Source organism: Paenibacillus sp. J31R98 (assembly GCF_056269245.1).
The window spans coordinates 139,060-165,664 of record NZ_JBWDNO010000007.1 but is presented as its reverse complement, the minus strand read 5'-3'; the positions used below and the strand labels follow the sequence as shown (position 1 = coordinate 165,664).

Sequence of the window (26,605 nt, the reverse complement as noted above, 5' to 3'; positions counted from 1 at the left end):
TCTCGGCGCCGAAGTTGAACAAACTAACACCTCCTCTCCGCCAACCAAAGCGGCGCTATTGGCTCAATAACGTCGATGGAGTTAGCGTTTGAAAGGGGTTACTCTTGAGCGAGTTGCTGGCAGCTGGCTGGCGGTAACGGCTTTGGTCTAGTCGAAGAGCCGATTCTAGCTGCAAACGAGTCGCGAGGGATCTTCAATCAAGACAGGGGCGGCAGCCTCCAAGCTTCTAACGGACTCAGGAAGCGTTATTCGGTCGAATTTGCCCCTTTTGAAATTCTAACGGACTCAGGAAGCGTTATTTGGCTCCAATACTGTACTTTACGCTTCATTTTGACCCGATAACGACGCTGGGTACCGTTAGAGCGAGAGTAGAGCTATTTTCGCGTGAATAAGGTTTATACGTTCCGTTAGCCGTGGATCGCAGAAGCGGCTGACGTTGCCGCCTATACTCAGGCAAGGGGCGCTCGCGCAATTCGTTCTGGTACACTCCTGCAAGCTCGAGCACCTCATGCTGGTACGCTCCCGCAAGGCGAATGTTACCGCCTGATTCACCAGATGCACCGGATCGCAGACGCGCAGGCGGAAGCGGAGATTCGCCCCTTACCGCGTTCTCTTCCGTTCACCTCAGCATCCCCTCCATGATCGCCAGTCGAGCACGAAGGAGAATTTTGCAGCCGAATGCAGAGCTTTGTACTCCAATTCTTAAATTTTTCTCGAGTGCATGAAATACTATTGAACGATTCAAAAGAGAGGTATATAATCAAATGTGCCCGGGCACAAAGCATGAGGTAACAGTGCGCCTACGCTCTGGCAATCATTTGTTTATAAGCCAGGAGGGGAAGAAATGGGCAGATATTCAGCTGAACTCCGTGTTCAAGACGGCTTTAATACGATCGTGCTCAAGGACTCAGACAGCGATAGCATCGCCAAGCTGATTCCCGATATCGGCAACAATCTATTCAGCTTTGAGCAAGGCGGACATGAAGTTATTAAGACGGCAGTATCCCTGCAGACGCTGCAGAATGAAACATTCGCGTGTTCCAAATACGGCACGCCGATTCTTTTTCCGCCGAATCGGGTTCGCGAAGGAACTTATACATTCAATGGACGCACATACCAACTGCCGATTAATGAACCACCGCATTTTCACCTACATGGAGAGCTGATTAGCAGAGGCTGGCATCTCGTCGAGTTTGGCGCCTTAGATGGCTTCGGCGCATGGGCGAAGAGCCGGTTCAGCTTTAGCGAGCATCCGGACATTATGGATTATTATCCGCATCCGTTATCTTTTACAATCACGTACCGGCTCGTTGACGGGAAGCTCCACATGGAGAGCTCCATCGTGAACGAAGGCACTGAAGATGCACCGTTCGCATATGGCTTGCATCCTTATTTCTCGGTACCGTATGAAAGCGGTAACAAGGCCGTGCTTCAAGTGCCTGCGAAGGACGAATGGCCGGTTACGAATCAGGCGTTTGTTACGGACTTGCCTTCTGTAACGGAATTTAGCCGCAACATTAGCGAAGAAGGCATTGACCTAGCGGACTATCCTGTTCTAGGCTGTTCCTTGCTGACGCTCGATCAAGCAGCAGACTCAATCTGCCGCATCGCGATTCCGCAGCGGGGCTACACCATTGCATACCAATTGGATGAAGCATTCCCTTATGTGCTGCTGTTCCGTCCGAATTGGGACGAAGCGTTCTCCATTGAGCCATATACCTATGTAACCGACGCGTTTAATTTACCCTATGCAAGCGAGCTGACGGGCGCTCAGGGGATTCGCCCTGGTGAAGAACGCCGACTGACGACGGCTCTGTGGACAGAGTCAAACTAATTCAAGAAGAAGAAGGAGCGCACAGTGATGGAGCTTAGCAATAGCATTAGCAACAACAGCAGTATCGCTGAGAAAATCGGCATCGATTTCGCAGCGGCTATCAAACCGGAGATGCCTCAGCGGAAAGATTACCGGATCGGCTGTATCGGCTCCGGATTTATTATGCGGGACTGCCATCTTGTCGCATATCGCGACGCAGGTTTTAACCCGGTGGCGATCGCATCGCGCACTTATGAGAACGCGAAGGCTGTCGCGGAAGTACGCGGCATTCCGAAGGTACACCGCACTTGGGAAGAGTTAGTACGCGATCCCGAAATCGAGATTCTTGATGTTGCATTCCCGCCGGACAAACAGCTTGAAGTTGTCCGCGAAGCGGTGAAGCAGCCGCATATTCGTGGCATTCTGTGCCAGAAGCCGCTAGCGATGAACTCGCGCGAAGCGCGTGAAATCGTCGAACTGTGCGAGGCTGCTGGCATTAAAGTTGCCGTTAACTCGAACATGCGTTATGACCAGTCGATTCGTGCGCTCAAGGCCATTCTTGACCGAGGCCTGCTCGGAGAACCGGTGCTGGCGACGATCGAGATGCGTGCGATTCCGCACTGGCAGGCGTTCCTGGAGCAGTACGATCAGATCGAGATTTTGAACATGGGCATCCATCATATTGATTCCTTCCGTTATCTGTTCGGAGATCCGGAGAAAATCACTGCGGTTACACGCAGAGATCCGCGCACGCAGTTCAAGCATATTGACGGTATCTCGCAGTACACGTTCCAATATGCGAACGAGATGATGGCAACGAGCCTCGACGATGTTTGGGCGTGGCCGGGTGAAGGCACGGAGAAAGACATTTATATCAAATGGCGCGTCGAAGGTCTGGATGGCATGGCGACCGGCACGATCGGCTGGCCGAAATATCCGGAGCATTCGCCGAGCACGATTGCTTTCACAACGCGGCAAGCACCGAATGAGTGGATTCGTCCGGAGTGGGATTCTGTCTGGTTCCCGGATGCATTCCAAGGAACAATGGCGCAGCTGCTTCGCGCAGTGGAATCGGACACGGAGCCGGAAATCGGCGGACGTGATAACTTGCGGACAATGGCAGCGGTTGATGCATGCTACAAGTCCATTGCCGAAGGCAGAACCGTACAATTCAACGAAGTATTGTAACTCATCGTATAAAGTGGGTTATCGTATTTTGCAACGTATCGCTCTCAGTAGGTTATCGTATCTGGTAACTTATCGCTTTCAGTAACTTATATAAATTATCGTAGGAGGCTACCACATGTTATCAGTCGGTATTTTTAACGCTTATTATCCTTACTCCCTGGAGGAGTCCATTGCTCGAATGAAGAGAGACGGCTTCTCCTGCGTCCAACTGGACCTTGCGTTCAAAGGCATGGATCTGTCGCCTGATGCCCTAACGAAAGAGAAGTGCCGCACGATCCGCGATGCGTTCCGTGACGCCAACCTTCCGATCGTCTGCGTTTCGGGTTACACGAATATTATCCATAGCGATCCGGTTAAGCGCCGCGAGAATATTCACGGTTTGAAGAAAACGATCCAGTTTGCGCGTGACCTTGGCAGCCCGTATGTCGTCAGCGAGACAGGCACATTCAACACGGAGAGCGACTGGGTGTGGGATCCGAAGAACGGCACTGAAGAGGCTTACGAAGAAGTATGCAAGCAGATCGAAGACCTCGCGAAGTTCGCGTATGACCACGGCGCAATGTTCCTCGTAGAGAACTATGTGAACAACGTAATTGGTTCCGTTGACCAAGTTGCTCGTCTCTTCTCGGATGTGAATCACCCTGGTCTTGGCCTCTTGATGGATCCGACGAACTATTACACAGATACGAACATTAACCATATTGACGAGACTCTGCACCGCATTTTCAATACGCTTGGCGACAAAATCAAAATCGCTCACGCCAAAGACTGCAAGCCTGCTGAAGATACAGGCGAGAAGCACGCGAATATCGACGCTTCCGAGTCGCATTCGTTCCGCGGCGCTGGCGCTGTTGAACTGCCGGCTCCAGGGCTTGGCAACCTGAACTATGATCTCTACCTGGAGCGCCTCGCGAAGCTTCATCCGAATGTGCCGATCATTATTGAGCATCTGGAAGAGGAAGACATTCCACGCGCGAAAAAATTCCTCGACGGCAAGCTGAAGCAAGTTGGGGTCTAAAGGGTAACGTCTCTTCTGCTGGCTCTTGTAGGAATGAACCATTTCGCACTATAATGATAATGCTTATGGCACAAGGAGCAACATGCAGCTTTCACAGGAGTGAACTATGACTGTTACGATAAGAGAAATTGCCAAGCATGCAGGAGTATCGAGAGGAACTGTCGACCGTGTGCTCAATGATCGCCCCGGCGTGAAGCCGGAAGTGCGTGACCGGATACTTGAAATTGTGAATGAACTCAACTACGTGCCGAACATTGCGGCCAAAGCGCTTGCTTACCAGAAGAAGCCCGTTACGCTTGGCATCGTCATGCCTCCCAAAGAGATCATATTCTTCGAATTGATTCGAAGCGGGATCAGCAGCGCGGCGGAAGAACTGAAGGATCTCGGCGTCAGGTTGGAATATCGGTATGTGGATAATAAGCGTCCCGAGGAAGGGGCGGCAGCGATCCGCGAGCTTGTAGAGATTGGCGTGAGCGGCATTATGTTCTCCGTCATGGACGATGAGCTAATCCGCGAGAGCATCAACTACTCGGCGCAGAAGAACGTGCCGGTCGTTACGTTCAATTCGGATGTAGAGGGCAGCAAGCGCGTCTGCTTCGTCGGTCAGGATCTACACAAGAGCGGCGTTGTAGCGGCGGGCCTGATGAACAGGGCGCTTCCCGTGGATGCGAAGGTTGTTGTCGTTACCGGTAACTTGAAGTTCCACGCCCACCGTTCAAGGGTGGAAGGGTTCAAGCAAGGACTGGTGGATGGCGGCAGCCGCATTCAAGTGGAGCGCGTCATCGAAGGGTTCGACCGTTATGAGGATACGTATGCGCAACTGAATCAGACGTTAAGCGAACACGCCGATATTGACGGCATCTATATGGCGACAGGCGATACCGACGCTTGCTTGGAAGTCATCAAGCTTCATCACTTGGCAGGGAAGATACGGGTTGTGAGCAACGACATGCTTCCCTCGGTGGAGCAAGGATTACGCGATAGAATTATAGATTTCACTATTGTTCAGAATCCAGAGAGACAAGGCTACTTATCCCTGCGACTGCTGTTCGATCTCGTATTTGCAGGCAAGCAGCCTGAGACGGAATACTATTTTACAGAAACCCATATTTATATCCCCGAGAGTCTATAGGGGTTTCTTTTTTACAATTTTTCGTGCCCGGGCACACAATTTACCATGCAAATGAGACGAGGAGGAGATTCGTATGGCCATCGTTGTACAACGAAGAGATTACAGCTTGAAAGGGCCGGAGAGCAAACGCGCCGATGAGAAAGGTTTGGCATCCGCGCAGTGGCATGCCACGCCAATCCCGCGTGCGAAGATGAAGGAGCTTATGAAGCGCAAGGATGGACCCGCAATCAGGGATACCCTGATCTGGTTCGCAGGTTTGATCGTGCTTGGGTACATTGCGTACCTGTCTTGGGGCACGTGGTGGGCGATACCGGCGTTCTTCCTTTACGGCACGCTTTATGCTTCGCCTGGAGATTCCAGATGGCATGAGTGCGGACACGGAACGGCGTTCAAGACGCCTTGGATGAACGATGTCGTCTATCATATCGCTTCGTTCTGCGTGCTTCGATCCGCAACGCCATGGCGCTGGAGCCATGCACGCCATCATACCGATACGATTATCGTCGGCCGAGATCCAGAGATTATCACGGCAAGACCTCCGATTTGGAAGATCCTCTATATGCAAATCTTCCACCTTTACGGGGGACCCATTGAGATAAAAAGATTCATTTTGCACACGTTTGGCAAGCTAGAAGAGCAAGAGAAGGAATATATCCCTGCTACGGAGCACTACAAGGTATTTCGCGAGGCGCGCATCTACATGCTGATCTTCCTGGCTGTTATTGCCGCATGTATCTGGGCGGGCAGCATTTTGCCGGCAATGTTTATTATTCTGCCTACGTTCTACGGTTTCTTGCTCGTGCTGACGTTCGGCGTTACGCAGCATCTTGGCCTGTATGAGGATGTGCTGGATCATAGGCTGAATACGCGGACAATCTATATGAACAGGATCTTCCGTTTCCTCTACTGGAACATGAACTATCACACAGAGCACCATATGTTCCCGATGGTTCCGTATCATGCGCTGCCGAAGCTGCATGAGGCGATGAAGCACGATTGCCCGGAAGCTCGCCCTAGCCTATGGGCTGCTCTTCGCGAAGTGATCGGCGCTCTGCGCAAACAGAAGGATGACCCGGCTTATGTGGTCGTAAAGCCGCTGCCAACAACAGCGCTGCCTTACCGCTATGGACCGGATGAAGATGAACTTGAACTAACAAGGAGTGAAGCATAATATGGCATGGGTTGAAGTATGTGAAGCAGGCGAAATCGAAGTGGAAGACGTGATCCGATTCGATCAAGAGGAGAACACTTACGCGGTATACCGTACCGACAAAGGCGACTATTACGCAACGGACGGCTTCTGCACGCACGGCAAATTCCATCTGGCGGACGGACTTGTAATGGGCAAATTAATTGAATGCCCGAAGCACAACGGCAGATTCGACATTACGAGCGGCGCTGCTGTACGCGTACCGGCTTGCAAAGATTTGCAGACGTACTCGGTGAAAGTAGAAGCGGGCAAGGTATTTATCGACATTGAGTAGTCAATTGATCGGATAAGCAGGTTTATAGCAGTCATTCGTATAAGCGGCATGTTCTTCGGCTTAAGTATTAGCCGTAGGCGGCCGCTTTTTTATATCCTTTCATGCAATTTTTAGCTGAAACTAATAGTCTCCTAATATTCTCCTAAAAGCTAGCAGTTATAATGAGAGCAAGCAAACAACCCTACGATGAACGGAGTGATTACGATGGAATCATTTCTTGCACAGCGAATTGAGTCAATAAGATATGAAATGATTGACAGAGCCTCTACGTACGGTAGTTTCACTCATGAACAAGTCGTTTCCATCAGCCAGCGGTTAGATCGTTACATCGTCGCGTATCAGAAGCTCAAACAGAAGAAGCTGCACCGATTAGGCTAGGAGATTATGGATAGAGTAGCAAGACCTGCTTGCTTGCCGGAAGTTCCGGTAGGACAAGCAGGTCTTTTCTTGTGCAGCCGAATAACGATCTCATGCATATCCGATAATGGGTGGCAAGTCTATAGGAACAAGCCAGAATGTCAAATAAAGTTTGGCTAAATAATTAACTGAATTGTTTAAAAATTCTAAAAAAGGCTTTGTGCAATTTCTATTTATCTGGTAAATTCTAAAAAGTAGAGATATTTAAACTTTTGAAGCTTATTGGACGAGGGAGGAACGAGAAAGATGAGCAAACGAATGAAATGGTTTGCCTGCTTATCAGTCATCGCGCTAGTCGGAGTTCTACTAGGTGGTTGCGGCAATTCCGACAACAACAGCAGTAACGGTAATAAGAGTAACAACAGCGCGAATTCAAACACCACGTCGAACTCTACGAACAAAGCAACGAACAACTCCACGACGACAGACGACTCCAAGGCGACGAATAACACAGCTACTCCTGATCCAAACACTCCAGTAGACGGCGGTACACTCACCATTGGCACCTTCTCCGACATCGTCTCCGTCAACCCCATTTACATCAACGATACTTCTTCCGGTGATATTGAGAACCTCATTAATGCTAGACTCTATGATGTTGATCGCAATGCAAATCTGGCAGTAGAGCCTTGGTCGATTGCAGCAGAGCTTCCGCAGATTAGCGCTGACGGCAAAACCTACACGGTGAAGCTGAAGAATACGGTGAAATGGAATGACGGTCAGCCGCTGAATGCCGATGACGTTCTGTTTACATACAACACCGTTCGCAATCCGGACGCCGGAGCGCCAGGCATCAGCGCCTTTGACAAGATCGATACGATTACGAAGATCGACGATTACACCGTGGAATTCAAGCTGAAGCAGGTGTACGCGCCGTTCCAATACTCGCTGTACAGCTCGCTCGTTCCGCAGCATGTTCTGAAGGATGTGCCAGTGAAGGAACTGAGCAAGAATGCATATGGCGTTGATCCAGCGAAGACGGTTACCAGCGGACCTTGGAAATTCTCCGAATGGAAGCAAGGGCAGTACATTACGCTGGAGACGAACCCGAACTACTGGGGCGAAGTGAAGCCGCATATCGCGAAGGTGATCTACAAGATCTATGCCGACCAGAATACAGAGGTTCAAGCGTTGATCAAAGGCGACATCCAAATGTCTGAAGCGATTCCGGTCACTTCGATGGATGCGATTAAAGGCAATGACAAGCTGAGCACGATTCTGGCGCCAGGTCCGCAATACGAATATGTACAGTTCAACTTCAAGGATGAGAACTTCCCGGATAAATATTCACCATTCAAAGGCCAGAAGACGCGTCAAGCCATCGCGAATGCACTGAACCGTCAAGGCATGGTGGATAACGTCCTGAAAGGCACTGGCAAGCTGATGAACTCGCCATTCCTGCCGGGCTCATGGGCAGATCCGGGCGATCAAGCGGTCAACTACGCATTCGATCCAGAGAAAGCGAAGAGCTTGCTCGCGGAAGACGGCTGGGTAGCTGGCAAAGACGGTATTCTCGTGAAGGACGGCCACCGCTTCTCCTTCGAGCTTCAGTACAACGCAGGCAACAGCCGCCGCGAACAGGTAGCTGCTGTCATTCAACAGAACCTGAAGGATGTCGGCATCGAAGTAACGCCGAAGGGCATTGACTTCGCAACCTGGATTGACCAGAACATTACACCGGGTAAATTCCCTGCCATTCTGCTTTCGTGGTCGCTGTCCAATCCGGATCCGGATGCAGAGAGCATCTTCTCCTCCAAGTACTACCCGCCTGCAGGCCAGAACGGCGGCTGGTATAAGAACGAAACAATCGACGCGCTCTGGACGAAGGGTCAGCTAACGACCGACCAAGCTGCGCGCGCAGACGTCTATCACCAAATCGGCAAAGAAATTTCGGTCGATCTCCCTTATGTATTCCTGTATCAGTATGGTCTTCCGCAAGTCATCGATCAATCGACGCTGCACTGGGCAGAGGAAGATAAGCCGGAATCGTCGCTTGGCTACGGGTATCTGTTCCACGCTATCAATTGGTGGTCAACAAAGCAATAATCAGTAGTTCATATCGCGCAGTCTAATCAGGAGAAGAGCCTAGGGGCTCTTCTCCTGTATTCAGGATTGAAGGGGGGGCTAGTTCCGAATGACCGAATATCTCATACGCCGTTTATTTCAATCTGTAGTCGTGCTATTCTTTATCTCCATCCTAACCTTTGCGATGATTCATGCGGCCCCCGGCGGTCCGACGCAAGTGTTTCTAGCACCGGGACTTTCACCGGAAGCAGCGAAGATTCAGGCACATAACCTCGGGCTGGATCGCCCGGTCATCGTACAATATTCGATCTGGCTCGGCAATCTGCTGACAGGCGACCTCGGCTACACGTTCAAGAATCATATCCCGGTTGGCGACATTCTATGGCCGACGGTGAAGAATACGATGGTGCTCATGGGCGTCGCATGGTTGTTCTCGCTCCTTATTGCAATTCCCTGGGGAATCTATAACAGTACGTCCCAGTACGGCTTCTCCGATCAGACCTCATCCTTTATTTCGTATATCGGGTTCGCGATGCCGACGTTCTGGTTCGGTATCATTCTTCAAGAATATTTCTCGCTGAAGCTCGATTGGCTGCCCTTATCCGATATGTACACCATGGGCAAGGAAGGGAACCTCGGCGATTTGTTCTTGCATCTCATCTTGCCAGTATCGGTGCTGACGCTCGGCTTTCTCGCTTCCTACACGAAGTATGCGAAGGCGAGCATGCTGGAGGTACTCGGCCAGGATTATATCCGTACAGCTCGGGCAAAAGGTCTTCGTGAAGGTCGGGTTGTCTTCCGGCATGCGCTTCGCAACGCACTCATTCCGATCATTACGATCCTTGGGCTGGACCTTCCAATCCTTGTTGGCGGCGCTGCGCTTACCGAGCGAGTGTTCAATTGGCCGGGAATGGGGAGGCTGTTCGTCGATATGGCCGTTGCCCGTGAATATTCCGTCCTGATGTCTATAACGCTAGTGGTTTCGGTCATTGTCGTAGTCGGGAACCTGATCGCGGACATTCTGTATGCCATCGTTGATCCCCGCGTGCAGCTTGGCGGCAAAGGGAGCGTGGCGCGATGAGCGAGCTGAAGCTGGAGCAAGCGACAGTGACGGTTTCATCGGTTGGTGTGAAACCGCCCGCCGACAAGCGACCGCCGGGACCATGGAGAACGGCATGGAAGAAGTTCGTGCAGAACCCGTTCGCCGTCGCTGGGCTTATCATTCTTTCCATCTTTATCATTGCAGCTGTATGTGCCCATTGGATCTCGCCATACGATCCGACGCGCATTGATATGATGTTACCGAATCTCCATGCTGGCGCAAGCGGGCATCCGCTCGGTACCGATGAGCTCGGCCGCGACATTCTATCCCGCCTTCTGTACAGCAGCCGCATCTCGCTGACCGTCGGCTTCGCTGTCGCCTTCGTCTCCGTTTTCATCGGGACGATTGTCGGCGCGTTCGCCGGATATTTCGGCGGCTGGGTCGATACGATTGCGATGCGCTTCGTCGATGTGATGAACTCGATTCCGTCTCTATTTCTGAACATTCTCATTCTAGCGATTTTTGGTTCCAAAATGTCTTATATGATTCTTGTGCTCGCCTTTACGAGCTGGATGGGCGTTGCACGGCTTGTTCGGGGAACGTATCTGCAGCTGCGGGAGATGCAGTATGTGGAAGCGGCGAAGGCGATTGGCGTCTCGCATCTTGGCATTATTTTTCGCCATCTGCTTCGCAATGCGACCGCTCCGATTATCGTAACGGCCACGCTGATGGTTGGCGGTGCAATCCTGAGTGAATCTGCTCTATCTTACTTAGGACTAGGCGTGCAGACGCCGGATACGAGCTGGGGACTGATGCTGAGCAACGCGCAGGAGTTCATGCTGACCGATCCTCTGCAGGCGCTCTACCCGGGTTTATGTATCCTTATCGTCGTGCTCGCTGTGAACTTTATCGGCGATGGCATTCGTGACGGACTCGATCCAAGGATGACGACAATTCCTCGAAGGAGGCTGGCACAATGGCGGAAAAAGTTCTCCAAATCCGGAATTTAACGGCTGGCTTCCTGACGGAAAAAGGGTTCGTCAAAGCAACGGACCGCGTCTCTCTTGAACTGGATCGCGGACAGACGCTGTGCGTCGTCGGTGAATCTGGTAGCGGCAAGAGCGTCACCGCAATGTCTGTGATGCGGCTCATTGATTATGCCGGCGGCTTTATTGAGGAAGGAGAGGTGCTGTTCAGCGGCAGCGATCTCGTGAAGAAGAAGCAGCAGGAGATGCTGAAGCTTCGCGGCAACCGCATTACGATGATCTTCCAGGATCCGATGTCGGCGCTGAATCCCGTCTTCACAGTAGGAGATCAGATTGCCGAAGCGCTGCGCGTACATAAGCGAATGAGCAAGCATCTCGCATGGGAGGCGAGCGTCGAGATGCTGCGCCGTGTCGGCATCCCGGACCCTGAGATGCGTGCGAAGCAATATCCGCACGAGATGTCAGGCGGGATGTGCCAGCGGGTCGTTATCGCAATGGCGCTTGCATGCAACCCCGAGCTGCTTATCGCGGATGAGCCGACGACTGCGCTCGACGTAACGGTACAGGCGCAAATCTTGGATTTGCTGCGGCAGCTAAAGCAGGAGTTCAGCATGTCGATGCTGCTCATCACGCATGATATGGGCGTCGCGGCAGAGGTAGCCGACCGCATCGCCGTGATGTACGCAGGCACGGTCGTGGAAGAAGGGACCGTGAAGGAGATCTTCGAGCAGCCGCGCCATCCGTATACGATTGGGCTGCTCAAGTCGATCCCGGGCTTGGAGGGCGAACGCGGCGGCGAGCTTTACACGATTAAGGGCGTTATACCGCCAATCAGCCAGCTGCCGACCGGCTGCCGGTTCCATCCGCGCTGCCCGTATGCGATGGAGGTATGCAAGCAGCAGGAACCAGCGCTCCTCTCGTCGCCGTCAGGGCACAAAGCGGCTTGCTGGCTCGACGAGTCGGAGCTGAAAGGAACGGCTGCGGCTGCGGCGGAAACGGCTGCAAGCAGCCATGCGCTAAAAGTGACGATCAGCGGCAAGACGGAGGTGACGCTATGAGCGGGAGCAGCAGCGGATATTTGGTGGAAGCCAATCATGTGAAGAAGTATTTTCCGATTAAGACAGGGCTGCTCAATCGGGTTGTGGGCCAAGTGAAAGCGGTCGATGACGTCTCCTTCGGCATTCGGGCAGGAGAGACGTTCGGTCTTGTCGGCGAATCCGGCTGCGGGAAGTCTACGCTCGCTCGTGTGCTGCTTAATTTAAAAAGCGCTACAGGCGGCGAGATCAAGTATGACGGTAAGAACATTCTGACTGCGGGAAGTCGGGAGCTTCGCCAGCTGCGCGAGGAGATGCAGATTATCTTCCAGGATCCTTTCGGCTCGCTCAATCCGCGATTCCTAGTGAAGGATCTGATAGCTGAGCCGCTGCGCATACATCGTCGAATGAGCGAGCGGGAGATGGATAATCGTGTTGTCGAATTGATGGAGATGGTCGGACTTGATGCCGGGCGACGCAATCGTTACCCGCATGAATTCTCGGGAGGACAGCGGCAGCGCATTGGTATTGCCCGGGCAATATCACTTAATCCGAAATTTATCGTAGCGGATGAGGCCGTGTCCGCGCTTGACGTTTCCGTGCAGTCGCAGGTACTGAACCTGATGATGAAGCTGCAGAAGGAGCTTGGCTTAACGTATTTGTTCATTGCGCATGGCCTGAACGTCGTTCGACATATTTCGGATCGCGTAGGAGTCATGTACTTGGGGAAAATGGTCGAAGTGGGCAAGACCGAGGAGCTGTTCGCGAAGCCGCTTCATCCCTATACATCTGTGCTGCTGTCCGCTATTCCGAAGCCGACGACGGAGCATCGGGAGGAGCGAATCATCCTGCAAGGTGACGTGCCTTCGCCAGCCAACCCGCCGTCCGGCTGCCGGTTCCACCCGCGCTGCCCGTTCGTGCAGGAGCGCTGCAAGTCGGAGGAGCCGCAGCTTCTCAGCGTGGCGGATGAGCGGCAGGTTGCGTGCCATTATCCGCTGCAGTAAGATAGCAAAAATCCCTCTCAAGTTGGATTGTTGAGAGGGGTTTTTGTTGTTTATTGGCGCTTTGCGGTTGGTGGCGGTGCTGCGCAAGGGGAGGTGCGCCATATGGAGCTGGCAGCCCGCGCTTTCACTTTTGCAAAGGTCGAGAACGGGGAAGAGCCACTCTCGATCCTCGAAAAAGTCCAAAGAGGTACCTGAGAGAGGAAAATTCCTCTCTCAGAGAGCGCGCGAGCATCAAACTCCCCGAAAATGCAGCTCGAGAGTGGGAAAAGCCTCTCTCAACCCTCGAAGAAGCCCTAACAGCCCTCTGAGAGCAGAAAATCCCTCTCTCACTAATTCCCCACGAGGTCATTGTTGTATCCGAGAGCACATATGTGTTCTCTCTGCACAGCAAACCAGCGCTTTCCCCATCTGAGAGCACGTATAGGTTCTCTCACTAGTCGCAGCACAGGAAATGGGCTAGTTTGCACTCCGAGAGCACATATGTGTTCTCTCAGCACAGCAAACCAGCGTTTTCCCTGGCTGAGAGCACTTATAGATTCTCTCAACTATTCGCATCACCAGAATTGGGCTAGTTTGCCCTCCGAGAGCACATATGTATTCTCTCAGCACAGCAAACCAGTGTTTTCCCCATCTGAGAGCACATATAGGTTCTCTCAACTAGTCGCAGCGCCTTTTTCGCACCGGCTTCACCAAGCCGTCGGCCCATCCGGCTGATCCGGGTCAAGCCTTGCCGCTCCATGCCGCTCATTACATCTCTTTATAATACTTAACCCGATAATAGGTGCCGTACCCAAGGATGAACAGATAGGCAGCAACGAAGAGAAATAGCGTCATTTTATCTATACGCATTAAGGAAAATCCTAAAATCAACGCTCCAAATAGAAAAACAATCATGTCATGGGCTTTCGCTTTTGCCCGATTCGCAATTGCCAAATTACGTTCATCATTCTTGTCAATCTCCAGCTGCTTGGCTGCGGCAGGATCATGCTTCATAGCGAGTCGAATGAGTATTTCTCCCATCCCGTGACCGAAAATACCACAGCCAAGCCCAAAGCTGATATAAGGCAACGCTCGCAGTATGCCTTGCGGATCTTCAATGGTTTTGATGAAGTACAGACCAGCTACCAGTAGGATTACGCCTACCAAGGTAAGAAAATAAGCCGAAGTCGATTTTTTCATGCGTGCTCATCCTCCTCATAAATAAAGATTTCTTCGATACTCATACCGAAAAAACGGGCAATCTTGAACGCTAAAAGAATCGAAGGATTATAGCGTCCGTTCTCCAGCGAACCAATCGTTTGCCTGGACACTTCAAGCGCCGCTGCTAATTCTTCTTGCTTAATTCCGCGTTGCTTGCGAATTTCTTCTAAACGGTTATTCAATGCGGTCACACTCCTTATGGAAAGCTGGCTTTCCATACTGAAAGCATATCCTGCAGCGCTCTCTCATGTCAAGCAAACTTTCCATTTTGAAATAACCAGGAGTAAAACTAATGACCTGTAAAACAGTTATATATCAATTTATTACCGCTATATACGGGTTCTGCAGATGTCATTATAATTAGGGCTAAGTCGTCGTAAGCGCTTACTACGAAAAACATAGCCAATCAAAAGGAGCATGATTATGACTCAGAAATTGATAGCGGTTTCTCCTAGAAAAGCAGAGTTGATCAAGTATGAGGATGATGTCGTTCAGGCGCATCAAGTGAAGGTTCAGATTCAGTACGCTTCACCGAAGCACGGCTCCGAGCTCGCCGATTTCCGTGGAGAAAGCCCTCATATGAACGATTACTATAATGAAGAGTGGCATGCTTTTATTCCGAGGGACGAGACGAATAAGTCCGACGTATTTGGCAAATGGAATTTGGGTAACCAATGGGTCGGCGTTATTGTGGAAGCAGGAGCGGACGTGACGGATTATAAGGTTGGGGACCGGGTATGCGGGTACGGAGGCATTCGTGAAACGCATATCGTAAACGCAATCGATAACTACTATTTGCTCAAAATGCCAGACACCATGCCTTGGAAGAATGCGCTGTGCTTTGATCCCACACAGTTCGCCCTCAGCGGAATTCGGGACAGCGGGATGAGAGTCGGCGACACAGTTGCCATATTCGGTCTCGGGGCACTTGGCGCTATCGCTTCTCAGTTGGCACGCCTCGGTGGAGCGAGCTACGTAGCAGTCATCGACCCGATCTCAAGGCGCCGGGAAGCTGCGCTTCGAGCAGGAGCTGATGCTGCATTCGATCCGCTCACGCAAGATGTCGGCCTTGAATTGAAGAAGGCAACAGGCAAGCTCGGCGTCGATGTCATCATCGAAACAAGCGCGAATGATCAGGCGCTCCAATCCTCACTTCGCGGTCTGGCCTATGGCGGCACCATCGCTTACGTCGGATGGGCTCGCGCCTTCAAGGGCGGACTTGATTTTGGCCGGGAAGCGCATTTCAATAACGCGAAGATCATCTTCTCCCGCGCGTGCAGCGAGCCGAACCCTGACCATCCAAGATGGAGCTGGAGAAGAGTCGAGAACGAATGCTGGAATATCCTTAAGAATGCTCAAATCAATTGCGAGGAAATCATTGATCCTGTTATTCCGTTCCTTGAATGTGCGGAAGGGTATGAGCAGTTCGTAGATCAGCATCCGGAAAGAAGCGTCAAGCTGGGTGTAAGATTTTAATAGATGAAGATGGAACTGACATAAGGGAGGGAAGAAACGTGAGCGAAAGCTTGAACTTGCTGCTCGAGCATGCGTCGCTGCATATTCATCAGTTCGACATTCATAGCCGAAGAGAGCTGAAGGAGCTCAGTCGCGTCCTTCCCTATTATGTAATGTCTTATCATAAGGAAGGCAAGGCGGCATTACGAATCGGCGATGTGATTTATCCGATAGATACAGGGCATGTTGTCCTTATTCCTCCCAATATCGAGCATGACCATTACAAGGATACGAATGAGGAATCCGTCTTTCTGTGGTGGCATTTTACGTTCCATATCGCTGGTTTAATTGATGTGTTCCGCCTGTTTCAACTTCCGCTTATCTTCAAGCTGGAGAATACGACCGAGTTCGAGCAGGCCTTTATCCAATTTCAGAACTCCGCGACTTCCCGTAATGCGGCGCCGGGTTTTCTGCCGACCCGTATTCTGGAGAAGGCCAAATCATTGGAGCTGCTGTATCATATCCTCGTATCGGCAATGAATGAGAATGCGGTTAATCGCCCAGATTCGCATTCGAACAGCTTTCTGGAAATATTATCCCAAATTATTCAACATCCGGAGCAGGATCTGTCTCTTGGTAAATTAGCCCAGAAAATGCAGATGCATCCGACGTATGTCAGCAATCGCTTCAAAGAATTGTTCGGAAAGTCTCCGATCCAGGTTCACCGCGAGATGAGAGTGCTCAAAGCCAAGACACTGCTCCAAACAAGCGACCTATCCATCGGCGAGATCGCGCTTGCGGCAGGCTTCAGCGGCATCCCGACATTCAGCCGATTATTCAAATCCTATGTGGGTGTTCCGCCGTCACAGTATCGGGAGCTTAATAAGCCATTCGGCTTCCATACGTGAAATGAACTAGAACAACAACTAGAGCTCTGGTCAGCAGCTGGCTATCATCGAAGAATGCCGCCGCCAGAATCCGCAAATATATGCTTCGCAAAGCTCAGAACCTGTACGGGGCTAGCGTGTGGTTTGATATGAAAAAGCACTCACCTGCGGTTCGCGGTGGGTGCTTTTTTGTTTTGAGAGAGTATCCCGGGAACGTCTCATTCCTAAATCCCCCTGCGAGAGGTGCTATCCCGGATAATCAGCTCCGGCTTTCTCGGCGGCTCAGGCAGCACAGGTACTCCTTCAATCCGCTGGAGCAGCATGTCGACAATTCGGCCGCTCGACCAAGCGATATCGAAGCTGACGCTCGTTAAATTCGGGCGCAGCCTGCGGTGAAATTCGACCGGACCGAACCCGATAACCGAAAGATCCTGCGGGACACGGTAGCCGTAATCATAGAAATAATTGAGTGCAGCGAGCGTTGTTGTTTCATTAGAGATCATAAACGCCGTGGGCTTCTGCGATTGCAGGAGCTGATGGATGGCAGCATAGCTCTCTTCCATCTGGCCCGGAACACGGACGATGCAATTTTCTTGGAACGGGATGCTGTACTCCGCGAATGCCTTCATCACGCCTATAATGCGATCGCTGTTGAATGAGATCACATTGCCGTTAATGCTGCCGACGATGAACCGGATGTCGGTATGGTTCAGATCGAGCAAATATTTCGCCGCGATATAACCGGCTTCTACATCATCGTGGGAAGCATAGTAGTGATCCTCGGGGTTATTCGAATACTTCATATTGAACACATAAGGAATGCTCGCTTCATCCAGCATCGAAGCAAGCGCCTCGCTCCCGGATGGGCTCAAAATAATAAATCCATCGGCGACCTGACTCTTGATAACATCGAAGAAGGAATCAGAATCTGCGCTGGCTGATGTAATGATTAGAAGGTTGTAGCCCTCGGCATGCGCTTTCTCAGTCAGCGCTTTGAAGAGCGATTGGAAGCCTGCATTATAAATAAGCTCACTAATATGCTGTGCGCTCACAACAAGTCCGAGGATGCCGCTCTTGCCAGACTTGAACATTCGCGCCTTTCGGCTCGGCAAATAGCCGAGGCTCTGAACCGCATCGAGCACCTGTTGCCTGGTCTTCGGTTTAACAAGGCTTGAGCCATTCATTACTCGCGATACGGTGGAGGGCGTCACTTTCGCTCGTTCAGCAACGTCATGTATAGTTGGTTTCTTAATTGCAATTTCCTCCTTGGTTGTCTTGGCTCATTCATGCGAACGATACCATCTATCAACAATCTTAATGAATCTCTGTGCAAAATGCTAGCAAAGGAGCGAGTGAATATCAGTTGGAACGGGTTGACAGCTTCAAGGGGCATACGCTATGATCGGCTTAAAATGGCAACGTTGCCATTTTTACTCGAAAGATTCATTTTCCTTGGGAGGGATGCGTGAGATGAAGATTTCTCTTGGCTGCGATCATGCCGGGTTTCAGCTGAAAGCTTCGGTGGCGGAGCACCTACGCTCGCTCGGCTGCGAGGTCATTGATTATGGCTGCTATAGTGCGGATGCCGTGGATTTTCCGGATATAGCCCGGCTAGTTTGCCAGGCAGTCCTGAAAGGCGACGCGGAGCGCGGTATTATGGTGTGTGGAACCGGCGTTGGCGCGAGCATTGCAGCTAACAAGATTCCCGGCATTCGCGCGGCAGTGTGCCACGACTATCATTCCGCACATCAGAGTGTAGAGCATGACGATGTGAACATCATGTGCATCGGCGCGCAGATTGTTGGCGCTTGGCTTGCCAAAGATCTGATTACATCGTTCGTGCAGGCTACATTCAGCACTGAAGAGCAGTTTCGCAGAAGAGTCGAGAAGCTTGCCGTGCTGGAGCGCGAAGCTGTGCAATATTTGAAGCCGTAACGCGCAACTGATTGCGATCTACTTGCGAGGAGGCACAATACGATATGCAGACTTTACCTAATCCTATAGCTCCGGCTGCCGCAAATCGGAAGGAGCTGGAGGCGCTGTGCAACTCAATCATGTATAGTGTCGTGGAGCGAATGCTTCATAAGCAAGAAGGATCGATTACGATGTTCTACCAATCTCTATTAGCAGCACTGGAGCAGCCGGCAGTGCCAGTTGACGATTTCGACAACAGGTACAGTAAGGACCGGAATCAGCGTATTGTCGATGAAGCGATTGCTTATATCGATGTGCATTTCGGGAAGGATTTTGGCTTGGCGCAAGTGACGGATGAGATGCACTGCTCGTCGACCTACCTGAACCGGCTGCTGAAGCAGCATACAGGCCATACCTTCTACAGCCTCTTGACACAGAAGCGGATCGAGCGTTCCAAGCAGCTGTTGAAGATGGACAGCCAGACGGTGCTTGCGATTAGCGGTGAGGTCGGTTACACCAATGTGCACAGCTTCATTCGCGCCTTCAAACGAAGCGTCGGCATTACGCCCGGCCAATACCGGGAGAGCAGCATGACCGCCTGCCGCTAGTCGCAAACCGCAGCCGAAAGCTGGCCGATACTAGTATGGCTTAGACAGCTTCTCGAACAGATCGATATAGACGAGACTGCGGTCAATATCGATCGCTTCTTTGTAGAAATGGCGTGTATCGTCTACGGAGTAAGTGAAGTTCGGATTAAGGATCGGCGTTCTCCGTACAACCGACGGTACCCATTCTTCATTCAGCAGCCAAGCAATTGCCGAGACATCCCACAGCACTTTGGACCAGCCGGGGCGATTGCGTCCGAACCGTTCAAATCTGCCGTGGAACAAATCGCTGAAGTAGGTGCCAAGCTTGTTGCGATCACGCAGGCAGGCATCAATCTCGTATGTTGACGTGAGCAGATGGGAGGCTACGCTGTGGCAAGGCAGGATGACGAGAGGAACGCCGCTATCATATATAATTCGCGATGCGTGATAATCCTGGGAGACATTGAATATATCCTGTGTCGGCCACCAGTAGGAGTTCGGTCCAAGCCAGACGACGACAATTTTCTGGATAATTTCCGGACACTTGGCGATAGCGGAAGCAACATTCGTAATTGCTCCGATTGCGACAACATAGAGCGGTTCCTCACTACCGCTTAACGCGAGTTCAATAATCCTGTCGACGGCCTCGCTTGGAACAGTCTCATCCGCATGATCCATAAATTGAGCCGATCCCCGGTACACCGGCGGCGTCTGGTCCAGATCCATCAGCTTGTAGATATTAAAGATCTCATTATAGCTTTTTTCCATTCCTTCGCCCGGGCTTGTTGAGTTCCAGTTGAAGAACGGTGCAGCTGTTATAGCCAGTAGATCAAGCTTCTCCGGCGACAACAAGGTATATGCCAGTGCAAACTGATCGTCCACTTCATTGAATGCATCCGTATCCAAAATCATTCTAACCCTGCCATTCGGATGGGCCAGCCGCTTCAACATCATTGCGTCATCCAGACGATACTTCGCATAATCGACCATCGTAACCGTTCCACCCTTTCATCTATCAATCCGTAGACTCGCATGCTATTCGTGATCATTATAGGCGAGTTGCGTACACCCCGAATATATTCAACTTTCAAAGCCGTTTGATTATTGCACCGCTATCGTTTCCAGCAGATTACCTATTAAGAGGAGAGATCAAGCTAATGAGCGAGCAAGTCGCCTTATTTGACAAATTTTATGGCTGTATAGCCGGGGTTCATATCGGCTCCGCCATGGGCGCGCCGGTAGAAGGCTGGGATTTCGAGCGGATTGACGCTGAATACGGCATTTTGGAAGAACTGCTGCCCTATGAGCATTTTCACAATGGGTGGGTACGCGAAGCAGGGACGACCGAGGATGGTGTCGAGCGCCAGAAGCTGATGATTTCCGCCATTATGGAGAAGCAGGACCGCGTTACAGCCGAGGATGTTCGGAAAATGTGGATTTCCGGCATTAAGCCTGAATCGGCTGGCATGATTTCCGAGCCGTTCGAAGCGGTGCTGCTGGCGATGGCGAAGAGCGGCATTCCCGCGAGGGACATCGGCAAATATTGCGATTATGCAGGGCTGAACAGCTTCTCCCGATCCTGCCATCCAATCGGGCTTATTAATGCCGGTGACATCTCGGGCGCCATCGACGATGTAAATGAAGTTGGGCAGCTGTATCAGACGATGAACGGACGCGGGCTCAAATGGGCTATGGTGACCGCTGTTGCCATCGCTTCCGGTACGAAGCCTGGCGCGACGCTCGATAGTGTGCTTGGCGCAATCTATGATCATTGCGATCCGGATGTTGTGGTTAGCGAGCTTGACCGCGAGCTGAAGCGGACAGCGCGTATCGCGGATTACCGCGAATTCAGAAGAGTTCTCTACGAATCGTATAACATTCGAGGTATTCCATATGAAGTCAGCTATGCGAACGAGGTTGTGACGAAGGCGGTCTGTATCTTCAATTGGACGAAGGGCAACGTCAAGGACGCGATGGTCGCTGCAGTCAATATGGGACGCGACACGGACTGCGTGACCGCGGTTGCCGCGGGTATATCCGGTGCGCTAACCGGGATATCGACTGTTCCGGAAGCTTGGATCAAACAGACCGACTATGCCACAACGCTGCATGTGGTGACGAATTCCCAGCGGACGATTAAGGAACATGCGGAGGGCTTGTATCACGCCTACACGAACAGACTGACTCGGTTGAAAGCTTATTCTAATTTAATGGGCGCTTTGTAAACAGCCGACGGACGCGAGCATGTGCGATAAATAGATCATATATAAAAGGAGCATGCGAGAATGAGTGGTAGAGTCAGCTTGAATGATAAATTCTACGGCTGTATTGCAGGCGCACAGGTCGGTGCAGCGATGGGGGCTCCCGTACAAGGCTGGAGCTGGCAGGAGATTGCGAGCCAGTACGGAGTGCTGAACAAGCTGTTACCTTACGAGCGTATCTGGTCTCGGCCGGCGGGGACGACGGAGAGCGGCATCGAACGCCAGAAGCTCTTAATTACGGCAATCTGCGAGAGGCAGGACCGCGTTACGGCAGAAGATGTGCGCGCGATATGGAATGCCGATCTTCGCAGAAGCAATGCAGAGAAGGTCATGGAGCCCTTCGACATCGGCTTGCTCGCGCTTGCGAGTAACGGCTTGCCTGCCCGAGATTTAGGCAAATATTGCGATTATGCGGGACTGAACAGCTTCGCGGGATATTGCCATCCGGTTGGCCTCATTAATGCCGGCGACGTGAAGAGTGCGGTACGCGATGCCTTCGAGCTTGGGCAGCTTTATCAAGCTTCGCGAAGCTACGGCGTGAAGTGGTCCGGGGTTACTGCGGCGGCCATTGCTGCTGCAACGAAGCCGCACGCGACAATTGACAGCGTCATTCACGATCTATATGAGCACTGCAATTACTCCGATGTCGGAATGCAGATCGATGGCTACAAATACGGTTATCTGCGGGACAATGTGCTCGAAGAGCTGGATAAAGGCTTGCGTCTGGTTGATGGCTGTACGGATTTACGGCAATTGCGGGAAGCGTTCGACCGTACGTATCATGGCTGCGGTGTACCGTATGGCAATAGCTTCGCGAATGAAGTGGTGACAAAAGCAATCTGCATCGTGAAGCTGGTCAATGGCAATGTCTACGATGCGCTCATCGCAGGGGTGAATATGGGCAGAGATACGGCGAGTGTAACAGCCCTCGCAGCCGGTATCGCCGGCGCATTGAGCGGAGGTTCGTCGTTGCCGGAGCAGCTTGTGGCGCAGGTGGATCAAGCGAATAGCGCCAACAAGTTCAGCTGCAGCAAGAAGACGATAGCTGGGCAAGTCGATGGCTTATATGAGGCGTTCCAGACGAGGCTACGGGGGATTAACGGCTTTGTGGCGGAGATGCTGGGTTAGCTGCTAGCGAGCGAGAATAAGGAAGGGCGGACGATGTGTCCGCTCTTTTTTTGTCGCTACTAGCCTCTATTACTGAACGATTGTATATACTTCATGCGATCTTCTCGAAATTCTTCAGCATACTGCCCCGTTGTATACTCATTCACAACATCACGCCAGAAGTGCAGCGCTGGTAGATTGTTACTCATCTGAGCCAAAATCCAGTTCGCTTTATAGAGATTGAAAGCTTGTACAGCCGCCGATTTGCCGATTCCTTTTCTCCGAAACTTGCTTAGAATCAGAAAGTCATAAATGACATGAGTCGGGTCTGGATCCGTATCGAGATTCTCAAAGAGAACAATTAAGAAGCCAGCAATCTTGCCATCGGAACAGATTAGATACGGATTCCACCTCGGATCTTCCCAATAATGATCCAGATTAATCGCATATCGTCCATCTAACCCCAGATCACGTCCGGTGTATGGGCTAAAGTCATATTCATAGAATTGATATAATTGGTACAGTACATCTTTCTGTGCTTCTTCAATTCGCTCAAGATTGACCTGCATCATCAATAATCCACTCCCTTATTGCAATCAGCGTAGCAGAACCGTTCCGGAAAACAAGGCAGAGAATTACTAAAAATAACTATTGCAGCAGGCGGTGCTCACAAGCGATACTAGTAACATCGTAATAAATGGGAACGTAGATTCCCTCTTTCGATCTAAGCAGGAGAGGAATCGCTATCGTTTAATGGAAGAAACGGAAGGGTTAGAACGTAATGGAGAAAGCGACGAATACGAATTTTTTTGAACGGAAGAAGGCCGAGCTTGGCGTCCAGCTGAATGAGGTTCAGCGGCAGGCGGTGCTGCATACGGAGGGCGCGCTGCTGCTGCTCGCCTCGCCCGGCTCAGGCAAGACGACAACGATCATTATGCGGATTGGCTACTTGATTGAGGTGAAGGGCGTTCATCCGAGCCGGATCAAAGCCGTCACGTTCAGCAAGGCGTCTGCGCAGGATATGAAGGAGCGGTTCAACCGTTTCTTCCCGGACCATCCTGCGGGCAGCGTAGATTTCTCGACGATACACAGTCTCGCATTCGAATTGATGAGGGAGTATTTGCGGCGGAACCGGATATCTTTTCAAATTATTGAAGGAGCAGTTGAGGCTGAAAGCGAAGGCGAAGGTTTCGATGAAGAGAATCCGCCCTTGCATAAGAAGCTCATTCTGCGCGATATCTACAGGCGAATACACAACGACAACATTACGGAAGAGCAGATGGAGGAATTGACGACCTACATCAGCTATATCAAGAACAAAATGATCCCGGAAGAGCAGTGGGCATCCATCAATTGCGATGTTAAGGAAGCTGCTCTCATTCTAAAGGAATATGAAGCGTTCAAACGTTCGCGCGGCGACAAGCTTCTGGTCGATTACGACGATATGCTCGTTATCGGCAACCGTGCGCTCGAAGAGAGCAATGAGCTGCTGTGGAAATATCAGAACAAGTACGACTACGTGTTGACGGATGAAAGCCAGGATACGTCGATGGTCCAGCATGCGATTATCGAGAAGCTCGTGCGGCGGCATGGCTGCCTGTGCGTCGTCGCGGATGATGATCAGAGCATCTATACATGGCGTGCGGCGGAACCGCAATATTTGCTCGATTTCAAGAACGTTTATCCGGATGCGGCGATCCTCAAGATGGAACAGAACTACCGGTCCTCGAAGAATATCGTTGCAATCGCGAACCAGTTCATCAAGCGCAACAAGAACCGCTACGACAAGAACATGTTCACCCGCAACAGCAGCAGCAGGCCGATTCGGATTAAGAGCCTTGCCGATTACAAACAGCAGGCGAAGTATGTAGCGGAGAAGGTTTCGCGGATTGAGGAGCTGCGCGAGGTAGCACTGCTGTACCGGAACAACTCGTCTTCAATTACGCTAATGAATGAGTTCGAGCGCCGCGGTATTCCTTTCTATATGAAGGACGGCGACAACCGTTTCTTCTCGCATTGGATATTGGAGGATATTCTCGGCTTCATGCGAATGGCGTATACGGACAAAAGGCCGGAGCTGCTGGAGAAAATCCATACGAAGATGAGCGGCTATATTTCCAAAACCCAGATGGCGGCACTGCTCCGCATTCAGAACAACGAGTCGGTCTTCGATAACCTGATCAATCATGTGCCATTGCAAGACTATCAGCCGAAGCAGCTGCTGGAGTGCAAGGAAACGTTCCAGACGCTGAAAGAAATGCCGCCTCGCAAGGCGATTCGGACCATTCGGAACAAGCTCGGTTATGAGCGGGCGCTGGACCGGATGTGCGAGCGGCTCGGATTCCGCAAGGAGAGCCTGATCGGGATACTGAACACGCTAGAGGATATCGCGGATGGTCTAGAGTCGCTGGAGGATTTTGCGAAGCGATTGAAGTACTTGGAAGCGGTCATGAAAGCGTCGAAGAAGAACAAGAATGCCAATGCCGTGACTTTCTCGACGCTGCATAGCGCGAAGGGGCTTGAATTCGAGCGGGTGTACATGATTGATCTCATCGAAGGCATCATTCCGTCGAGTGAAGATATGAAGAAGGTCGAAGGGGAAGTGTCCGAGCAGATGGAGGAGGCTGTGCGCCTCTTCTATGTCGGCATGACGCGGGCGAAGCAGCAGCTGGAGCTCATCGCATATGGAAAGCGGGACGGCGAGGACGTGAGAGAGTCCGAATTCGTTGCCGCCGTCCGATATATCCAGGACCCGAATGCCGAGCCGCCGGTTCAGCAGCATTCTTCGGGAGTTACAACGGTATCTTCGCGCAAGTCGGCTGGTTCAGCAGCTTCAGGCAGCGTGACCATTAGCAAGCCTGAGGCGGCGTTCATACCGCCGAATCCGAATGCGCTGGGGAGCTTCAAGGGAATAACGCCAGGCACGCAGCTGAAGCATCGCGTCTTCGGCAGCGGCGAGCTTATTGCAATTGATGCTGAATCGGTCGATATTCGTTTTACCACAGGTGTGCGTAAACTCGCGGTCAGCGCTTGCTTGCAGCTTGGGCTGATTGAGTTGAACTAGCTTTCTTCTTTTTTGCCGGGTATCCGCATAAGCTTGGAATGGGACAGCGGACAACTCGTGAGAAGGAGGCGCCCATATGCGCAGATGGGGAAGACGGGGATGGCGAAGCAGCGGACGCAGGCGACGATCAGGCGGCAGCGGCAAGAAGATGAGCCGCCGCAAGCTGGCTCTGATATTGCTGCTGATCTTCGGGCTGTTCTTCTTCCAGATGTTTATTTTCGTCGAACGCAATTTGCAAGGTCCGCTCATGGCGGTTGCCAAGGTGCGCGTCAAGCAGGTCGCAACGCAGGCAATCAATAAGGCGATTACAGAGCAGGTTGCTCATCAATCGTCTACCGATAAGCTCATTGAATGGAAGACGAATGCGAGCGGGAAAATATCGGGCTTCATGCTGAACTACTCCGAGCATATGCGCATTACGTCCGAAACGATTGATACGGTGCAGTCGACACTAGGCGAGATGGGTGATATTCCGGAGAGAATCCCGCTTGGCCAAGCGCTTAATAGTGCGATTATCGCTTCGTTCGGTCCTCGCATCCCGGTCAAATTCGAGCCAATTGGCGCTGTGAAGGTCGACCTCGATACGAAGCAAAAGGATGCCGGGATTAATATGATCTTGGTCGAGGTGTATATGCATATCGTTGCAGAGGTATCCATTATTATACCTTTCGATACGCAGCCGGAACTGGTGGATACGGAAATTCCGATCTCATATCTGCTCGTCGTTGGCGATGTGCCCATGTACTATTATGATAACAAAGGCAATCCGGTCGGGGATTCCGCGCCGAATGCGCCGAATATTTCGCTCCCGATGCAGAATGGCAAGAACGGCGTCACCACGACGACCCCTTCGGATGATGGCTCGCAAGGATCCGATGGATCGAATGGATCGGAGCCGGCATCAACTTCGAATACGGATTCGAATACGAATACGAATACGAATGCGAGTACAAATACCGGGGAATGACCGTCTACAGCAAAAAAATG

General features: G+C 51.6%; 25 protein-coding genes. 20 read left to right on the top strand and 5 right to left on the bottom strand.

Translation table 11 applies throughout. The features are described 5' to 3' along the window. Positions 1–844 precede the first annotated feature (844 nt). From AC0YNX_RS23325 to AC0YNX_RS23270, 12 genes are all read left to right on the top strand, one after another. Positions 845–1,834: an aldose epimerase family protein gene (locus tag AC0YNX_RS23325; protein ID WP_475818110.1), complete on the top strand. Its 990-nt coding sequence runs from the start codon at positions 845–847 to the stop codon at positions 1,832–1,834. A 27-nt stretch (positions 1,835–1,861) separates the two neighbouring features. Beyond that, a complete protein-coding gene (locus AC0YNX_RS23320) occupies positions 1,862–3,001 on the top strand; it encodes a Gfo/Idh/MocA family protein (RefSeq protein ID WP_475818109.1) in 1,140 nt (379 codons plus the stop codon). Between the two features lie 115 nt (positions 3,002–3,116). After that, positions 3,117–4,019, top strand: coding sequence for a sugar phosphate isomerase/epimerase family protein (locus AC0YNX_RS23315; RefSeq protein ID WP_475818108.1), 903 nt, complete (start codon positions 3,117–3,119; stop codon positions 4,017–4,019). Positions 4,020–4,125: 106 nt separating this feature from the next. Further along, positions 4,126–5,151 carry a LacI family DNA-binding transcriptional regulator gene (locus AC0YNX_RS23310; protein ID WP_475818107.1) on the top strand — a complete coding sequence of 342 codons (1,026 nt, stop codon included), beginning with the start codon at positions 4,126–4,128 and terminating at the stop codon, positions 5,149–5,151. Positions 5,152–5,224: 73 nt separating this feature from the next. After that, positions 5,225–6,322, top strand: coding sequence for a fatty acid desaturase family protein (locus tag AC0YNX_RS23305; protein WP_475818106.1), 1,098 nt, complete (start codon positions 5,225–5,227; stop codon positions 6,320–6,322). A 1-nt stretch (position 6,323) separates the two neighbouring features. Then, positions 6,324–6,635: a MocE family 2Fe-2S type ferredoxin gene (locus AC0YNX_RS23300; RefSeq protein WP_475818105.1), complete on the top strand. Its 312-nt coding sequence runs from the start codon at positions 6,324–6,326 to the stop codon at positions 6,633–6,635. Positions 6,636–6,821: 186 nt separating this feature from the next. Further along, positions 6,822–7,013 (top strand): Spo0E family sporulation regulatory protein-aspartic acid phosphatase, encoded by a 192-nt coding sequence (locus AC0YNX_RS23295; protein WP_475818104.1) that lies wholly within the window; start codon positions 6,822–6,824, stop codon positions 7,011–7,013. A 285-nt stretch (positions 7,014–7,298) separates the two neighbouring features. Further along, positions 7,299–9,098 carry an ABC transporter substrate-binding protein gene (locus AC0YNX_RS23290; protein ID WP_475818103.1) on the top strand — a complete coding sequence of 600 codons (1,800 nt, stop codon included), beginning with the start codon at positions 7,299–7,301 and terminating at the stop codon, positions 9,096–9,098. A gap of 88 nt (positions 9,099–9,186) precedes the next feature. Next, complete coding sequence (locus tag AC0YNX_RS23285; protein WP_475818102.1) at positions 9,187–10,158, top strand: ABC transporter permease; 972 nt, start codon at positions 9,187–9,189, stop codon at positions 10,156–10,158. After that, positions 10,155–11,129 (top strand): ABC transporter permease, encoded by a 975-nt coding sequence (locus AC0YNX_RS23280; protein WP_475818101.1) that lies wholly within the window; start codon positions 10,155–10,157, stop codon positions 11,127–11,129. Before AC0YNX_RS23285 ends, AC0YNX_RS23280 begins: the two co-directional genes overlap by 4 nt. Further along, the gene (locus tag AC0YNX_RS23275) at positions 11,096–12,163 is read left to right on the top strand and encodes an ABC transporter ATP-binding protein (RefSeq protein WP_475818100.1); all 1,068 of its coding nucleotides are present in this window, start codon (positions 11,096–11,098) and stop codon (positions 12,161–12,163) included. The genes AC0YNX_RS23280 and AC0YNX_RS23275 overlap by 34 nt, the downstream gene beginning before the upstream one ends. Further along, positions 12,160–13,143 carry an ABC transporter ATP-binding protein gene (locus AC0YNX_RS23270; protein ID WP_475818099.1) on the top strand — a complete coding sequence of 328 codons (984 nt, stop codon included), beginning with the start codon at positions 12,160–12,162 and terminating at the stop codon, positions 13,141–13,143. Before AC0YNX_RS23275 ends, AC0YNX_RS23270 begins: the two co-directional genes overlap by 4 nt. Before the next feature lie 747 nt (positions 13,144–13,890). Here the strand turns inward: AC0YNX_RS23270 and AC0YNX_RS23265 are convergent. Next, positions 13,891–14,322, bottom strand: a complete 432-nt coding sequence (locus AC0YNX_RS23265; protein ID WP_475818098.1) for a hypothetical protein — start codon at positions 14,320–14,322, stop codon at positions 13,891–13,893. After that, positions 14,319–14,525, bottom strand: a complete 207-nt coding sequence (locus tag AC0YNX_RS23260) for a helix-turn-helix transcriptional regulator (RefSeq protein WP_160396682.1) — start codon at positions 14,523–14,525, stop codon at positions 14,319–14,321. The genes AC0YNX_RS23265 and AC0YNX_RS23260 overlap by 4 nt, the downstream gene beginning before the upstream one ends. A 241-nt stretch (positions 14,526–14,766) precedes the next feature. On the opposite strand from AC0YNX_RS23260, the gene AC0YNX_RS23255 reads away from it, so the two are divergent. Continuing rightward, complete coding sequence (locus tag AC0YNX_RS23255; protein ID WP_475818097.1) at positions 14,767–15,819, top strand: zinc-dependent alcohol dehydrogenase; 1,053 nt, start codon at positions 14,767–14,769, stop codon at positions 15,817–15,819. A 38-nt stretch (positions 15,820–15,857) separates the two neighbouring features. Further along, a complete protein-coding gene (locus AC0YNX_RS23250) occupies positions 15,858–16,706 on the top strand; it encodes a helix-turn-helix domain-containing protein (RefSeq protein WP_475818096.1) in 849 nt (282 codons plus the stop codon). A gap of 203 nt (positions 16,707–16,909) precedes the next feature. Here the strand turns inward: AC0YNX_RS23250 and AC0YNX_RS23245 are convergent, their stop codons facing one another. Then, positions 16,910–17,923, bottom strand: coding sequence for a LacI family DNA-binding transcriptional regulator (locus AC0YNX_RS23245; RefSeq protein ID WP_475818250.1), 1,014 nt, complete (start codon positions 17,921–17,923; stop codon positions 16,910–16,912). Positions 17,924–18,155: 232 nt separating this feature from the next. On the opposite strand from AC0YNX_RS23245, the gene rpiB reads away from it, so the two are divergent. Continuing rightward, positions 18,156–18,620: a ribose 5-phosphate isomerase B gene (rpiB, locus tag AC0YNX_RS23240; RefSeq protein WP_475818095.1), complete on the top strand. Its 465-nt coding sequence runs from the start codon at positions 18,156–18,158 to the stop codon at positions 18,618–18,620. 44 nt (positions 18,621–18,664) lie between these two features. Further along, complete coding sequence (locus tag AC0YNX_RS23235; protein ID WP_475818094.1) at positions 18,665–19,207, top strand: AraC family transcriptional regulator; 543 nt, start codon at positions 18,665–18,667, stop codon at positions 19,205–19,207. Positions 19,208–19,237: 30 nt separating this feature from the next. Here AC0YNX_RS23235 and AC0YNX_RS23230 read toward each other — a convergent pair whose 3' ends face one another. After that, positions 19,238–20,176 (bottom strand): nucleoside hydrolase, encoded by a 939-nt coding sequence (locus AC0YNX_RS23230; protein WP_475818093.1) that lies wholly within the window; start codon positions 20,174–20,176, stop codon positions 19,238–19,240. Between the two features lie 167 nt (positions 20,177–20,343). On the opposite strand from AC0YNX_RS23230, the gene AC0YNX_RS23225 reads away from it, so the two are divergent. Both AC0YNX_RS23225 and AC0YNX_RS23220 read left to right on the top strand, forming a co-directional pair. Beyond that, positions 20,344–21,411, top strand: coding sequence for an ADP-ribosylglycohydrolase family protein (locus tag AC0YNX_RS23225; protein WP_475818092.1), 1,068 nt, complete (start codon positions 20,344–20,346; stop codon positions 21,409–21,411). 60 nt (positions 21,412–21,471) lie between these two features. Further along, complete coding sequence (locus AC0YNX_RS23220; protein WP_475818091.1) at positions 21,472–22,575, top strand: ADP-ribosylglycohydrolase family protein; 1,104 nt, start codon at positions 21,472–21,474, stop codon at positions 22,573–22,575. Between the two features lie 59 nt (positions 22,576–22,634). Here AC0YNX_RS23220 and AC0YNX_RS23215 read toward each other — a convergent pair whose 3' ends face one another. Further along, a complete protein-coding gene (locus AC0YNX_RS23215; protein WP_475818090.1) occupies positions 22,635–23,126 on the bottom strand; it encodes a GNAT family N-acetyltransferase in 492 nt (163 codons plus the stop codon). Between the two features lie 209 nt (positions 23,127–23,335). On the opposite strand from AC0YNX_RS23215, the gene AC0YNX_RS23210 reads away from it, so the two are divergent. Both AC0YNX_RS23210 and yunB read left to right on the top strand, forming a co-directional pair. Further along, entirely contained in the window at positions 23,336–25,618 is a 2,283-nt protein-coding gene (locus AC0YNX_RS23210; RefSeq protein ID WP_475818089.1) for an ATP-dependent helicase, read from the top strand. A gap of 76 nt (positions 25,619–25,694) precedes the next feature. After that, entirely contained in the window at positions 25,695–26,585 is an 891-nt protein-coding gene (gene yunB, locus AC0YNX_RS23205; protein WP_475818088.1) for a sporulation protein YunB, read from the top strand. The last annotated feature ends 20 nt before the right edge of the window (positions 26,586–26,605 follow it).